This is a genomic window from Pedobacter kyungheensis (assembly GCF_000812965.1).
Classification (GTDB): domain Bacteria; phylum Bacteroidota; class Bacteroidia; order Sphingobacteriales; family Sphingobacteriaceae; genus Pedobacter; species Pedobacter kyungheensis.
This window is the reverse complement of record NZ_JSYN01000005.1, coordinates 274,522-290,324: the sequence shown is the minus strand read 5'-3', so window position 1 is coordinate 290,324 and position 15,803 is coordinate 274,522. Positions and strand designations below refer to the sequence as shown.

Below are 15,803 nucleotides of genomic sequence, written 5' to 3'. Positions count from 1 at the left end.
AATGAATTTAAATCGGTATCACAATTACATTCTGAAATTAGAAAGTATATTAAATATTATAATAGGGACCGAATAAGGATTAATTTAAATGGAATGAGTCCGGTGGAATACCGAACTCATTACTTTAAAAACATTGCGTAACTTCGTCCAACTTTTTGGGGTCAGTCTATAATTGCTTACCGGCTTAAAATATTTTCTACTGATTGGTGCACTCGCCAACCGGAGAATTAAATGTGTATTGCTCTGTTATCAGTTGCGGCTAAAGCGGCTTCTTTTAACGCTTCGGTATAAGTTGGGTGTGCATGGCAGGTACGTGCAATATCTTCTGCAGATGCACGGAATTCCATTGCAATAACGGCTTCAGCAATCATATCTGCAGCACGCGGACCAATCATGTGTACACCTAAAACTTCATCAGTAGCGGCATCGGCCAATACTTTAATGAAACCATCGGTATCCATACTCGCTTTCGCACGTCCGCTGGCTTTGAAAGGGAACGAACCTGCTTTGTATTTAATTCCTTTTTCTTTTAACTGCTCTTCGGTTAAACCAACAGAAGCTACTTCTGGCCAGGTATACACCACACCAGGGATTAGGTTATAATTGATATGCGGTTTTTGTCCGGCAATAGTTTCTGCTACATAAGTACCTTCATCTTCGGCTTTATGGGCTAACATTGCGCCAGTAATTACGTCGCCAATAGCGTAAACACCTTTAACCGAAGTTTCTAAATGCTCATTTACAGGGATTTTCTTACCTCTTTCTTCAACCGTAATACCGATTTTATCTAAACCTAAACCTTCTGTATAAGCGGTACGACCAACAGCTACGATGCAGTAATCGGCTTCTAAAGAAATGCTTTCGCCTTTAGGGCTATCGGCAGTAACGGTAACTGTTTTACCTTTAGTAGTAGCACCGGTAACTTTGTGGCCCATGTAAAACTCCATGCCTAAAGTTTTCTTTAATACGCGTTGAAGTTCTTTACCTAAACCGGCATCCATGGTACCGATAATTGAAGGTAAAAATTCAACTACCGAAACTTTGGTACCTAAACGGGCATATACCGAACCCAGTTCTAAACCAATAACACCACCACCAATTACAACCATGCTTTTAGGCACTTCTTTTAAGGTTAAAGCCTCAGTTGAGGTAATGATGCGTTTTTTATCGATTGGTAAAAACGGTAAAGCGGTTGGTTTTGAACCAGTAGCAATAATTACATTTTTAGCCGATAAGGTTTCGGTAGTTCCATCAGCTTTGGTTACCAGAATGGTATTTTTATCTACAAAAGAACCTACACCTTCGAAAGAATCGATTTTGTTTTTCTTGAATAAATAAGTGATACCGGCTGTATTTTGAGCAACAACATCGTCTTTACGGGCGATCATTTGTTTCATATCAACCTTTAAATCTTTTAAGTTGATACCATGGGTAGTAAAAGTATGAGCAGCATTGTGGTAGTGCTCTGAAGAATCTAATAAAGCTTTTGATGGAATACAACCTACGTTTAAGCAAGTACCTCCAAAAGTTTTATATTTTTCTACAACTGCAGTTTTTAAACCTAACTGAGCACAACGGATTGCGCCTACATAACCGCCCGGTCCTGAACCGATAACAACGACATCGTATTGCATAATTTCTTGAGAATTTTGATTGGTCAAATGTAGGGAAAAAAGGTTAAAAGCTGAAAGTGCTATTAGCCTACAGTAAATGCTTTACCCCAAAATGATTAAAGCTTGCAACCTGTTAAAAACTAAACGAAATAGCATTACCTTATTTGCATAAAAAAGGCTGGTATTTCTACCAGCCCTCCAATCACGAACAAACATTGAAGCGCATCTCAAAAGATTAATTGTTTATCAAATCATCATTATTAACGCCTTTTTTCTTCGACAGGTTTTCTTTGAGTTTGCCAAAATTATAGGTAGCTCCAACAAAAACAACCCTGAATGGAATGGTGGTTGTAGAATTGGTTGTGAAGTTAACATCTTCGGTGTACGATCTGTTGGTAAGCGACTTACTGAAAAAATTATTAAAATTAACTGTTGTACTTAATTTATCATTAAAGAATTTATAGCCCAGGTTTACCTGATAATAGGGATTTGCTTTTAAAGTATTCATTAAACTATATGGCAATCTGGAGATGCCTCCGCTTCCACTCAATGAAAAAGATTTAACCGGTTTATAAAAAAAGAATCCTCCCACCTGGCCACTAAAGCCTTCTTCATGCTGTGTTAGAACTACTGTGTTCTCAATTTTATTATAACGCACAGTGGTGTATACGCCACAATTAAGCTTTTTTAACGAAATAGCAGATGTAAACATTGCGCTTAGCTCCCTGTTTCTTCCCGTATTTCCATATTGAGTAGTACTTACACCGTTGTTTTCATTAAAAGTGGTGTATTGTACAATCATATTTCCTGAATAAGAGGCATTTAAAGCCAATGCAATAAAATTATTCCCGCTAGCCAACCTGTTCTGGAAAGATAAATTATGGATGGTCTGTGCATCCAGATCGGGGTTACCAAAAGAAATATTCAGCGGATCGTTATTGTTGATAAATGGATTGAGTGCATTAATATATGGCCTTTGTAAACGCTTATTGTATCCAAAAATGATTGTGTAATTTTTGGATATTTTGGTATTCATCGAAAAATCGGGAATGAGTATGGTGTAATCCTTTTTTACCGTAGTTTTCGAACTAAAAAAATCACCCTCAACTTTAGTATACTCCAAACGCAAACCTGTACGGAAATTAACTTTATGCAGGGCAAATGATAAAGAACTATAGCCACTGTATACCTGCTGTTTATAAGCAAAACTATCCGAATTTGAGTAATCAGGTTCGAAAGGCAAACTTTCATCTGTTCTGCTCAAACTTAAATAGTCGGCATCGGCATCCCTGAAAATAAATTTCGCACCGGTTTCCAATTTAAGTGATTTAGTAAAAGGTTGTATAAAATCTGTTTGCAGTGTATACTCCCTGTTTTTAGAATAACTATCGTTCTGCCTGAATAAATCGGCGCTGGCCATATCGAGTTTACTCGTATTTAATCCATCATTCCTATTAAACTGACCATTAAACCTAAAGCTTAGTTCTTTATCCGGATTTCCTTTAAATTTTCTGATAAAATCGCTTCCAAGCCCGTATGAAGGAAAATTATTCTTTACATTTTGTGTAAAAAAATCCATCTGTTCCAGCTTATCTACAAAACTGGTGGTAATATTTTGTGTAAACCTGTTCTTGTTGTTACCTCCATCTACATTGGCATAAAGCACAATGGTTTGCAATGTATCGATGTTGTAGCTCATTTCGAAAATCCCGCTGTTCGAGAAACGGTTCGTAATACGCTCGCCTTCAAGAAATCTTCTTTTATAAGCAGCGGCTTGTAAGGGTAAAGTTTCGCTGGTTACCTGCGCCTTATTGTTATGGTTTCCGCTAAGAAAATAGGTAGCAGTAACGGCGAATTTCCCTTTCCTGAAACTTAAATTGGTATTGGCAGAATAATTTATACTAGAGTAATGCAGCCCCAGGTAACCATTATACCCGAATATTGCTTTTTTGGTAATAATATTGATCAGCCCGCCAATACCTTCGGCATCATATTTGGCAGAGGGTGAGGTAATGACCTCGATTTTTGATACTACAGCCCCCGGAAATCCATTAAGCGCGTCTTTTACACTTTGGGCAAACATTGCCGTTTCGCGTCCGTTCAATAATACCTTAAAATTACCCTGCCCGTTTAACCGCACATTACCTTCCCCATCCACGCTAAGCATAGGTATTTTCCTAAAAACTTCAGTCAGGCTTTCTCCCTTGGCTGCCGGATCCTGCTCCACATTATAAACCAGTTTATCCTTGTCTTGCTCTATCAAAGGTTTTTGACCTGTAATGGTTACCTGCTGTAATTGATTGGCAGATGGTTTTATCAAAAAAGCGCCAAGTTCGGCCAACATGCCCCTGTAAACCTTAATATTTCTGGTCAACCTATTATAGCCCATCACATCTATAGCGAGAACATAGTTTCCGGTATCGCTGTTCAGCACAAATTGTCCTTTGTTATCTGAAAATGTATTTACAACCAGCAATTTAGGATCGTCCTTTTTAAACAGGCTCACTGTTGCATAGGCAATTATTTCCTGGGTTACACTGTCTTTAACTAAGCCCTGTAACTTTATTTTTTCCTGGGCATGGGATATTAAAACAGAGAAGAATAACATGGAACTTAAAAATATTAACCTATTCATCGTTTTGACAATAAAAATAGTTTAGTAAGGTATTACTCATCTGCTTGTTTGATCAATAACCCTTTATTGAAATCACTGAAGCACTATTTCTCTAATTCAGCTTTTACTTCTCCGGCAACTTTTTTCAGGTTTAAAAAAACCGTACCCACTTTAACAAAAGTGACCGTAACTTTTATTTTTCCATTGGCCTATTTGTAAAGGCAGTTGTTTGCCTTAAAATTTAAAAGCAATGCCCACATTTAAAAAGGAAAGACTCTGATAACCCAGTTCTGAATAAATGGCCGTGCCTTTTCCCAGGTAATATTTTCCGCCGGCGTACAATCCGAAACCAAAACCACTTGCTGTACCGGTAACAGTACTTTGATTATCGCTTATACTTACTGTAACATAACCCAAACTGGCACCACCATACAAGTCGAATTTTGGGTTAAGCTTAAGCAGCTCATTAAAGTGATACGAACCCCTTGCCCCGAAGAAAATGGCACTTTCTTTAAAAGTATAGTTATAGCCATCGTATTTAGAACTTGCATAAGATACCTGTCCGCCAACGCTAATGGCATCAGACACCCCAATTTCGTAACTCACTGATGGATTAACCGGTAAAGATGAGCTATAACCCGTTCCAAAATACGGACTACCGATACCTACGCCAACATTAAATAGGTTATCGCCTTTGTTGAAAGCAGATTTAGACTGGGCCATACTTGCTATGGCTGTAAAAAGGAAAAGTGCAATAAAAAGTAATTGTTTTTTCATGAGTTATGATAATGAATTAAGAAAAAAAACCAGGTTGAAGCGCCTGGCCAGCGCTACAACCTTTGAAGCGAATAAATATCTTTTGTTAATTAGTCAAAAATGTAAGTAGCATCTGGAGAAAGGGTGGCACCTGAACCATTGGCCACTTTAACTGAAGTGCCGTTTACGAAGATTTCGACTTTTGCTGTAGCGTTGGCATCTTTACCATCAGCCTGAATACCAAAACCAATGTTTTTTGTTGGGTTATCGGTAAATGCTCTTAAATCCTTTTCAATTAAATCATATTCTTTAGTCCAGCTAGTGCCAGATAATGAGCTAAAAGCAGTATTATTTACGCCCCATACAACAACGGCAGAGCTAATTTTTGATCCGGCACTTACTGTACCGACAAATTTTACCTTATAGGGTTTATTAAGATCTGTTCCTGAACCTGTACCATCTTTTTTCTTACAACCACTAAAAACCACGGCACTAAATGCTAATAAGCATATGATTAAACTTAACTTTTTCATAGATATTTGTTTTTTCAACAGGCCTACTCTTATCAACAGTTTTCGGCATCCCTGATTATCTGTATCAAAGTTAAATTTCAGATTAGCGCCATTAATAACCACAAATAGCCATTTTTCTGTATAGTGATTTATAGCTATATTTTGTGCTTCTTTTCACATAAATTAGACTGTACAATAAATTAAATTACGGTTACGGCATTCGTGCTCATCCCCTTAACCACATAATTGATATTATAATGTTAGCAGATGAGAAAGTTATTATTATTTGGTTTGCTTTTCCTATTTAGATGTGTACCGGTGTTCGGCCAGCTACAGGTTAGTGATAAAAGATATCCAGATAGCTTGTTACAGCTTACAAAAAACACCCCATCGGATAGTATTAGGGCAAGAGCATTTTTTAGGTTATCCGGCTATTGGTCGGATATAGACACCGCAAAAGCTAAAAAATATCTTATCGAAGGTGCTAAATATGAGTCCAAATACCCCTATCTAAAAGCTGTATATTATTTCAATTTAGCAGGATATTATTACCTGAGAAACACAAAAAAGAGTGAAGCGAATTATATGAAGGCCGAAAAAGAATTCTCAAAATTTAACAGCAAAGAAGCATTCTTATTTAGGGCGAAAAGCTGGTCGAATTATGCCAATCTGCAGCAGAAAAAAGATAATGAACTTTTAATGATCGACATTTTAGTGAACAAGAGTATTCCGTTGGCTAAACAAGCAGCAAATAATGATTATTTGGGTAAATATCATTACGATTTGGGTTTGATATTTTTCAACAAACTGCAGTATGATAAGGCAGAAAAATATTTTTTGTTTGCGATTTCAATTTTTGAACAAGCCAAAATACGAGAAACAACCCTACTGATAAAAACTTATTTAAGCCTGGGTAAAACATATCTCAGGATTAATAAGTTAATAAAAGCTAAAAAAATTCTGAGTAAAGCTCAGCGGCTACTAAGAACAGACGCTAATCCTGAACATGAAGCAGAATATTATTTAGTGGAGGGTTGTTATTATCAAAATGTAAAAGAATACAATAACGCACTCAAAAGCATTAATCACGGGCTTAAGATTGCTATGCAATTAATGGATCCATATCCCCAAGAGAAGCTTAATTTTCAGAAATATAAAATATTAATGGAAAAGGGAGATTACAAAAAAGCCATCCATATTATCGAAAATATCTTAAAAAAACCGGCCATAAATTTTTCAGTAAATATGCTGAGCTATTATCAAGATTTATCTTTTTTATATGATAAGTTAGGAAATCAGAAAATAGCTTACGATTGGCTCAAAAAATATACTGTATTAAACGACAGTTTAAATAAGCAAGATGTACTCCGTAAAATAAATCAACTCGAAATAAAATTCAAAACTGTCGAAAACCAGAAAAAAATTGCAGAGCTGAACACCGCCAACCAAAAGGCCAACCTATCGGCCAAAAATAGCCGCCTGTTGAACTGGCTATTGGGAACCACGATATTGTTTATCTTATCCATTCTGTTCTTTGGCATCTATTATTATCGTAACCAGAAAAAACAGGCAGCACAAACAGAGGCAATCAGACTTAGTCAGGCCATGATTACCGGACAGGAAACCGAGCGTTACCGGATAGCCAGGGAACTACACGATGGCTTAGGCAATATCCTCGCTGTTGTAAAATTTAACCTTGGCGGTTTGGTTATCGAAAATCAGACCGAGGAACTGCAGGATGTTACACAGCAATTAGACCTCTCTATTAATGAGCTTAGGCGCATTGCACACGACATGATGCCCGAAATGCTGATAAGTATAGGCCTTGAAGCAGCTCTTAAAGATTTATGCGAATCGCTTACCTCACATAAATTAACCGTTGATTATCATTTCATTAAAATTGAAAATGCCATACCGCAACAAACACAACTGGCCATTTACCGCATTGTACAGGAGCTGCTTACCAATGTGGTAAAACATGCCCAGGCGACAAATGTATTTTTACAATGTACACAGCACAAGGGTATATTCTTTATTAGTCTTGAAGATGATGGCAAAGGATTTGATCCCCACCTGCAGGGAGGGAAAACGGGTATCGGGCTTAACAACATTAAAAGCAGGGTAGCTTATTTAAATGGGAAAATAGATATTACTCCACGGATTAACGGATCGGGTACATCCATAAATATAGAACTCAATGTTAAAGCATAAACCAACACTCGTTATTGCGGATGATCATCCCGTTATTATAGAAGGATTAACCAGGCTATTAGGCAAAAACAATGGATTTGAAATTATAGCAAGCTTTACAAACGGACAGGATCTGCTTACATATATTAAAAAAAATCCCGTTAACATTGCACTCATCGATATTATCCTGCCCGATATTAACGGCCTGATATTGTGTAAGGAAATTAAAAGAATAGCTCCAGATACCATTGTAATCGCCCTAAGTAACCATCAGGAACGGAGTGCCATTGCCAAAATTTTAGAAAATGGGGCAAATGGTTATATCCTTAAAAATGCATCGATAGATGAGATTGGTAATTGCATTAACGAAGCTCTTGCGGGCAAAATAACATTTAGTAAAGGAGTTGCTGAGGTGATATCAAAATCGCCCATAAAAACAAGGTGGGGCTTTGCAAAACTCACATCAAGAGAAAGCGAAATCCTGAAACTGGTTGCACAAGGCTTAACTGCATCAAAAATTGCAGAAAAGCTGTTCCTGAGTAAATTCACGGTCGATAATCACAAAAAAAATCTGCTACAAAAATTACACGCTAAAAATGTTGCCGAATTAATCACCAATGCAACTTCACAGGGATTGCTTTAGTATCTTAAATTAATTCTTGTTGCACTATAAATTCCCGGGCATAAGCCATATTCAGAAACAATTGATCAGCTACCTTTAATTTTTGGTGCGCCCGCACATTGGCCTGTACTGCAAAACAGGTGATACCCGCAGCCATAGCCGATTTTACGCCGTTGATGGTATCTTCAAAAACCAGGCATTCGTCCTTTTGCAAACCCAGGCGCTCTACACACAGGTTATAACTTTCCGGATCAGGTTTTGATTTACTTACATCGCTGCGCGTAATAAACAAACTGAAATACCTGGCCAGACCATTGCGTTCAAAAACAGCTTCGACATCCAATTTCGGACTGGCTGTAACCACTGCAAGCGTAAGCCCTTTTTCGTAAGCAAACTGTACAAATTCTAAGGCATGTGGCATTAACAGAATATCGGTTGTTCTAAAACCCTCAAAGGTTACTTTCTCCCTTCTATCAATAAAGCCATCTAAATCTTCATCAATTTTATAGCGGTCTATTATCGTTTTTGCATTTTTTGGCAGCGGGATTCCCGCATAATTGCTTAACCAATCTTTAAAATCAATTTGAACATTGTAGGGGCATAAAAATGTATTCCAGCAATCGAAATGAAATTTCTCCGAATCAATCAACGTACCGTCTAAATCAAACAGCAATGCTTTTATTTTACTCATTATAAATTGTAACTAAGGAATAACCTCGAACAGGAAAAACTGCTGGGTTTGTGTTTTACCGAAATTATTATCGACACAGAAAATAAGCGTCTGGTGGCCGTTTGGTAATTTCGGGCCGAAGGTGATGCCTTCAAAATTATCGATGTGCCTGTTGAGCGTATCAAAATCAAAAAGCAATTTCTTTTTTAAAGGCTTAGGTGGATTTTGGACAAAACTCTGGTTATTGATTTCATTTTCCGCACCATTCAAATCAACCAGAAATAGTTTAATAAACGTATGATCGTCGTGCCCTTTAGCCCAGGCCCGTTCCATTACCAGCAAGGTATGGTTGTTTACCGCTAATATTTCCGAAATACCATTTACATTCCAGTCGTTTTCTACCGTTGGTTTAACCGGCATAGCGCCGAGATTGTAAGCATACTGCGCCGTGTTTTGCTTCGTTACCGCATCAAATTTTAAAATGCGGGTAAGTGCTTTATCAAATTGGAAAGCTGCCTGCGGGCCGTCCTGGTAAAGTGGTTCTTCTAAACTTGCATAAATGGTTTGGTAATTATCGGCATAGGTTAAGCCTTCAAACAAAGCATTTTTACGTGGCCCGCTTTCAGTTTTTGTAAAATGAAAGCCGGCGGGTAGCGGTATCGTATCTAAAAACTTTCCGGTTGTAGAAATAAAAGTTAAAGCTGGCTGTACAATAATGGTATCGCCATTTTTCAATAAACGCTCGCCTTCATTGCTCCAGATAAAATTTTTCAATCTGGGATTGTAGCGAACCGACTCCCCATCTGCCTTTAATGTTTTATCTGATCGGTATTGCGGGTATTGCTTTCCATTTTGCTGAAGCATGAAAGTAACACCAGTTACCTGCACCTTATCAATCTTATTGTCTTTAATGCCGATCTGAGCGGTATAAATTCTCGCTGAGCTTAATTGCGAGGGATCATCGCTAATGAGATAATATTGATTGCTGGCCGCATCATAATCAATCCCCGATAAACCGCCAACAACTGTTTGCTGAAAGCTCTGATTTAAAGGCATTACATATTCATCTAAAAACTTAATTGATGAGATGCTGGTTTCCTTTTGCTTTGTGGCATATTTTGTCGCCGAGCAAGAGGAGAGCACAACAGCAAAAAAAGCATAAACGATAAGCAGTTGAGATACAGGTTTCAAATCGGAATATTTAGGCTGTAAAAGTATCGATTTTTGAGCGCCAGTAATATGCGTCGCCCAGAATTTATTTTCAGTGGTGCAGGATGTTTCCATCTGATACTGCTCCATAACACATACGATGTGCTCCACATTAACAATCTTTTTACCATAAATAGTAACAGATTTTTTGCCACGGAAACACAGACTAGCACGGAAAGATTTTCGGTGGTGTCGGATGTTTCCATCCGACACTGATCCATATACTAATATATTCAACAAACAAAAACAGCCAGATGGTAACATCTGGCTGCACAATAAAAAGAGTTGTCAACTTTACTAACCAATTTGCCAGGAAGTTGACAACTCTTGATCACAATTGGGGGTGTTCCTAAAACAACTTACCAATTACACGGTAACTGATATTATTACCATCTACAACCTCTTCGTAATACACATCATCCGGCGAAACAAAATACTTTTCGTTTTTGATGGTCACTTCACGACATCCTTCAGGCAATTGATTAATGATATCCCCTATCTGGTGCGTATCAACCGGGCCATCAGTTGTGTTTAAAATACCATCTTTTCCTGCTACCACATATACGGTTTTACCATCGGCATTTTCTTTCTGGGTATAGTACACACCTTTATATTCGTAGTAATCAACACCATTAATGGTCACCTGATTGGCATCCGATGGTAAATTTGGCACCTCGGCACCAACTGGTGGGGTTACCACTTCGTATTGACTGTTATTTTGTTGGTAAAACAATCCGCCAGAATAATAAAACTGATTGGCTCCAAACCAAAACGGATAATAACCATAAGGCAATACACCAATTCTGAAGCCTAAAAACGGCCTGTAAAAATTATAATAGCTATAATATGGTCTGTAATAAGGTCTGCCAAAACCCGGGCGGTAACCATAACCGGGTCTGTAACCCGGACGATAGCCTGGACTAGGGCGATACCCCGGTCTGTTGTAGCTATATCCCGGACGTTCTGGCCTAACCCCTACCCTGCCCGGTGAAAAACTACCACGGCTTGGTGCCTGCATAGATGGCTGACGGGAAATGGAACCTCCTCCTCTTGAAGGTCCGATTGAACCCGAATGGCCACCACCAGAACCACCACTCCTGCTTGGCCTTTGGGCAGAAACACTTCCTACACTTAAAGTTGCAATCATCGCTGCTGCAGCGAAAACAACCAATCCTTTATTTAATAACCTGTTCATTACTTTGTGTTTAATTCGATTATGTATATGACGATGAAAATTCTTAAAAGATTATCCCTTAACAATATTTAACTAAATTTTGATATCGGGATGACGAATGCACTTTTCTTTGCTACAAACCTTTTACCGGATGTTTTTTCAGAATCGTACACGAATCTGCTATCTTTAAATTTTATTCCTAAAAACTAAACTTAAATGAGCTTTTCCAGAATTTTCAGTCTCCTTGTCTGTTTGTTTATTTCAAATGAATTGTTGGCCCAGCAGAGCGATTCGGCGTATGTTAGAGAAAATTACACCAAAATAGAACGCCAGATTCCCATGCGCGACGGGGTTAAACTATTCACCTCCATTTATATACCCAAAAATCAATCCAAAAAATATCCGTTTTTAATTAACCGCACACCTTACACCGTTGCACCTTATGGCGCAGACCAGTACAAGTTGAGTTTGGGTAATTTTCCGGCCATGATGCGCGAAGGTTTCATCTTTGTTTACCAGGATGTACGTGGCCGCTGGATGAGTGAAGGTACCTTTGCCGATATCCGCCCGCAGGTTACAGGTAAAAAAACCAAAACCGCGATTGATGAAAGCACCGACACCTACGATACCATTGACTGGCTCGTTAAAAATATAAAAGGCAACAATGGTAACGCCGGCATTTACGGCATTTCTTACCCAGGCTTTTATTCTACTACTTCATTACCCAATGCCCACCCTGCATTGAAAGCCGTTTCGCCTCAGGCACCCGTTACCGATTGGTTTGTAGGCGATGATTTTCACCACCGCGGCACCTTGTTTTTAATGGATGCTTTCAGCTTTATGAGCAGCTTTGGAGTTCCGCGTCCGAAACCGATTACGCCTGATAAAGGCCCGAAAGGGTTTCAGTTTCCCATTCAGGATAACTACCGTTTTTACCTCGAAGCCGGATCGGTTAAAAACCTAAAAGACCGTTATTTTGCCGACAGCATTAAATTCTGGAACGATTTGTTCAAACACAGCAACCTGGATACGTTTTGGAAATCGCGATTAATCCTCCCGCATTTAACCAATATTAAACCTGCCGTTATGGTAGTTGGTGGTTTCTTCGATGCCGAAGATGCTTACGGAACTTTTGCCACTTACAAAGCCATTGAGAAACAAAACCCCAATGCCAATAATATTCTGGTTGCAGGCCCGTGGTTTCATGGCGGTTGGGTACGCAGCGATGGCTCTTACCTGGGCGATATTAATTTTGGCAAAACCACCAGTATCGATTACCAACAGCAGTACGAGTTGCCTTTCTTTAAACATTACTTAAAAGGCGAAGGCGATTTTAACCCTGCTGAAGCCAATATCTTTGTAACCGGAAGCAATGCGTGGAAGAAATTCAGCACCTGGCCACCTCAGGAAGTAGAAACTAAAAACCTGTATTTACAGCCTAACGGGAAACTGGCATTCGAAAAAGTAGGCCGTACCGATAGCTGGGATGAATATGTAAGTGATCCGAATAATCCCGTACCTTATCAGGATGGCGTTCAGGCCAAACGTACCCGCGAGTATATGATCGATGATCAGCGCTTTGCCGCCCGCAGGCCCGATGTAAAAACTTACCAAACCGACGCTTTAACCGAAGATATTACGTTAACTGGCCCTGTTTTGGCCAACTTAGTGGTTTCTACTACCGGAACAGATGCCGATTATGTAGTAAAACTGATTGATGTGTACCCCGAAGATGCGCCAAACCCTGTACCTAACCCCAAAAATCTGATTATGGGTGGTTACGAAATGCTGGTACGTGGTGAAATTATGCGCGGCAAATACCGCAACAGTTTCGAAAAACCCGAGCCTTTCGTACCCGGAGCAATCACCAAAGTAAACTATCCTTTGCCTGATGTGGCCCACACCTTTAAAAAAGGACATAAAATCATGATCCAGATCCAGAACTCCTGGTTTCCGCTGGCCGATCGCAACCCGCAAAAATTTATGGATATTTACCAGGCAGAGCCCGGCGATTTCCAGAAAGCAACCCATAAAATTTACCACGACGTGCACAATAGCTCGTTTATTACGGTTTCAGTGCTGAAATAAATTTTGTCCCCCGGTTCGTGTCTGCACGAACCGGTGAAGCGGACACGAACCGGAATGCCATCATTGCGCTATCAATCATTCCCAACTTGATCCGATAGCTATCGGATAGGAATCATAATGCATTAGCTTTAAGATTCCCGCCTGTTCTTCCATTCAGGCAGGATATCATTTCATTGAAGCTATGACCTTCCGGTTGTCAGGCTAAAGCACTGTCTCACCGTTTTACTTAAACCCGGCCTAACAAATTTTTCGGGCTGCACAAAACAGGCCCACCAACCAGCGTTGAAAGAAAAATTTTCAACCGGTGTTTTTTGTTTCTTTTTGACATCAAAAAGAAAGCCTGTCCGGCCAGGACAAATAAAATCAGAAATTTCATCGTAGTTGTTTTATCTAATCATATTTCTTGCATCCAGGTAAAACCAGAACATAAAAACATCAATCAAATTGAATAACTTCGCTTAACTTATTATCAACAAAACGATTAAAATGAAATACCTTAAACTCCTGATCATCCTGCTTTCGGCATCTTCTGCCTATGCCCAAAGCGATGCCAATTATCCCAAAGCCAATTACACCAAAAAGGAAGTTTACATTCCCATGCGCGATGGCGTTAAACTTTTTACCGCCATTTACACCCCTAAAGACGCGGCTAAGAACAAAAAATATCCCATGATTATGCAGCGTACCTGTTACAGCGTAGCACCTTATGGCGAAGATAAATTTCCTGCACGCTTAGGCCCATCAGAACTGATGATGAAAGAGGGCTACATTGTTGTTTATCAGGATGTACGTGGCCGCTGGAAAAGTGAAGGCACCTGGACCAACATGACGCCGGTAATCGACAATAAGAAAACCAAAAAAGATGTAGATGAAGGCTCAGATACTTACGATACCATCGATTGGCTGGTTAAAAATGTAGCCAACAACAATGGTAAAGTTGGTCAGTGGGGTATTTCTTACCCTGGATTTTATACTGCAGCTGGTATTTTAAGTAATCACCCTGCTTTAAAAGCATCGTCGCCACAGGCACCCATTTCCGATTTCTTTTTCGATGATTTCCACCACAACGGCTCATTTTTACAGAGTTACTTTTTTACCTTCCCAGTATTTGGCGTACAGAAAACCGATACAACCTCGAAGCCCTGGTACAACCAACAAATGATTAACCCTAAAACTAAAGATGGCTACCAATTTGCCTTAGACTTAGGCCCGCTAACCAATGCAGATAAATATTATAAAGATAATTTCTACTGGCAGGAAACGGTAAATCATCCCAATTACGACGAGTTTTGGCAAAAACGGGGTCTGCTAAAGCACTACAGTACCGTTAAGCCTGCTGTAATGGTAGTAGGTGGCTGGTACGATGCCGAAGATTTATCCGGTCCGTTAAACATTTACAAAACCATCGAAAAGAAAAACCCAAATGCTTACAACACCATCGTAATGGGACCATTTGGCCACGGCAGATGGAGCCGCGAAACCGGCCACACCATGCACAGCAATGTGTATTTTGGCGATAGCATTGCTACCTTCTACCAAAAAAATATCGAAGCCAAATTCTTTAACCACTTTTTAAAAGGAAATGGCGATCAAAACTCTGGCTTACCTGAGGCTTACATGTTCGATACCGGTAAAAAAGAGTGGGAAACTTTTAGCAAATGGCCTACCGAAAAAGCCAGCAAGCAAAAACTGTATTTAGGTGCCGATGGTAAGCTGAGCATGACTGCTCCGGCTGCAGCAGGCTCGGTTAATTACATCAGCGATCCGCTAAAACCCGTTCCATATACCGAAGATTTAACCACCACGCTTGGTTTCACCCCACACAATTACATGAGCGAAGATCAGCGTTTTGCCGGCCGCCGTCCTGATGTTTTGGTTTTCCAGACCGATGTATTGGATAACGATATCACTTTAGGTGGCGAAATCATGTCGCACCTTAAAATTGCAACCACAGGTACCGATGCCGACTTCATTGTAAAGTTAATTGATGTGTACCCTGCCGATGAGCCTAACAACCCTTACATGCCCAACAAAAACATCATTTTAAGCAACTACTGGCAAATGGTACGTTCGGAAGTAATGCCGGCACGTTTCCGTAACAGTTTCGAAAAGCCCGAAGCTTTGGTAGCGAACCAAAAAACCGATGTAAATTTCAGGCTGCAGGATGTATTGCACACCTTTAAAAAAGGACACCGCATCATGATTCAGGTGCAAAGTACAGCCTTCCCATTGTTTGCCCGCAACCCACAAAAATTTGTAGATAACCCTTATAAAGCAACCGAAGCCGATTATATTAAAGCTACACAAACCGTTTTTAACGATAGCTTTATCGAAGTTGATATAATTAAATAAATA

Annotated in this window: 12 protein-coding genes; 5 read left to right on the top strand and 7 right to left on the bottom strand. The window is 39.5% G+C overall.

The genetic code is table 11. The features are described from left to right. Nucleotides 1-141, top strand: a 141-nt coding sequence (locus OC25_RS28525) for an IS3 family transposase (RefSeq protein ID WP_156131345.1), incomplete at its 5' end; no start/stop codon positions are given. Between the two features lie 86 nt (nucleotides 142-227). Here OC25_RS28525 and lpdA read toward each other — a convergent pair. The 4 genes from lpdA to OC25_RS06840 form a co-directional block, all read right to left on the bottom strand. Next, complete coding sequence (gene lpdA, locus OC25_RS06855) at nucleotides 228-1,634, bottom strand: dihydrolipoyl dehydrogenase (protein WP_039473305.1); 1,407 nt, start codon at nucleotides 1,632-1,634, stop codon at nucleotides 228-230. Nucleotides 1,635-1,848: 214 nt separating this feature from the next. Next, complete coding sequence (locus OC25_RS06850; protein WP_082018531.1) at nucleotides 1,849-4,248, bottom strand: outer membrane beta-barrel protein; 2,400 nt, start codon at nucleotides 4,246-4,248, stop codon at nucleotides 1,849-1,851. Between the two features lie 213 nt (nucleotides 4,249-4,461). Beyond that, nucleotides 4,462-5,004, bottom strand: a complete 543-nt coding sequence (locus tag OC25_RS26775; RefSeq protein ID WP_052266008.1) for an outer membrane beta-barrel protein — start codon at nucleotides 5,002-5,004, stop codon at nucleotides 4,462-4,464. Between the two features lie 89 nt (nucleotides 5,005-5,093). Continuing rightward, entirely contained in the window at nucleotides 5,094-5,516 is a 423-nt protein-coding gene (locus OC25_RS06840) for a hypothetical protein (protein WP_039473298.1), read from the bottom strand. A 246-nt stretch (nucleotides 5,517-5,762) separates the two neighbouring features. Here OC25_RS06840 and OC25_RS06835 point away from each other — a divergent pair, with 246 nt between their 5' ends. Both OC25_RS06835 and OC25_RS06830 read left to right on the top strand, forming a co-directional pair. Then, entirely contained in the window at nucleotides 5,763-7,706 is a 1,944-nt protein-coding gene (locus OC25_RS06835) for a tetratricopeptide repeat-containing sensor histidine kinase (RefSeq protein ID WP_082018530.1), read from the top strand. Continuing rightward, nucleotides 7,693-8,328, top strand: coding sequence for a response regulator transcription factor (locus OC25_RS06830; protein WP_039473292.1), 636 nt, complete (start codon nucleotides 7,693-7,695; stop codon nucleotides 8,326-8,328). Before OC25_RS06835 ends, OC25_RS06830 begins: the two co-directional genes overlap by 14 nt. A gap of 4 nt (nucleotides 8,329-8,332) precedes the next feature. Here OC25_RS06830 and OC25_RS06825 read toward each other — a convergent pair whose 3' ends face one another. The 3 genes from OC25_RS06825 to OC25_RS06815 form a co-directional block, all read right to left on the bottom strand. Next, entirely contained in the window at nucleotides 8,333-8,998 is a 666-nt protein-coding gene (locus OC25_RS06825) for an HAD family hydrolase (protein WP_039473290.1), read from the bottom strand. Nucleotides 8,999-9,010: 12 nt separating this feature from the next. After that, complete coding sequence (locus OC25_RS06820) at nucleotides 9,011-10,168, bottom strand: esterase-like activity of phytase family protein (RefSeq protein ID WP_167335368.1); 1,158 nt, start codon at nucleotides 10,166-10,168, stop codon at nucleotides 9,011-9,013. A gap of 367 nt (nucleotides 10,169-10,535) precedes the next feature. Continuing rightward, entirely contained in the window at nucleotides 10,536-11,381 is an 846-nt protein-coding gene (locus tag OC25_RS06815) for a DUF6515 family protein (RefSeq protein ID WP_039473286.1), read from the bottom strand. A 195-nt stretch (nucleotides 11,382-11,576) separates the two neighbouring features. Between OC25_RS06815 and OC25_RS06810 the strand changes: the two genes are divergently transcribed. Both OC25_RS06810 and OC25_RS06805 read left to right on the top strand, forming a co-directional pair. Beyond that, nucleotides 11,577-13,448, top strand: coding sequence for a CocE/NonD family hydrolase (locus OC25_RS06810; protein WP_039473283.1), 1,872 nt, complete (start codon nucleotides 11,577-11,579; stop codon nucleotides 13,446-13,448). Nucleotides 13,449-13,934: 486 nt separating this feature from the next. Then, nucleotides 13,935-15,800, top strand: a complete 1,866-nt coding sequence (locus OC25_RS06805) for a CocE/NonD family hydrolase (protein WP_039473280.1) — start codon at nucleotides 13,935-13,937, stop codon at nucleotides 15,798-15,800. Nucleotides 15,801-15,803 lie beyond the last annotated feature (3 nt).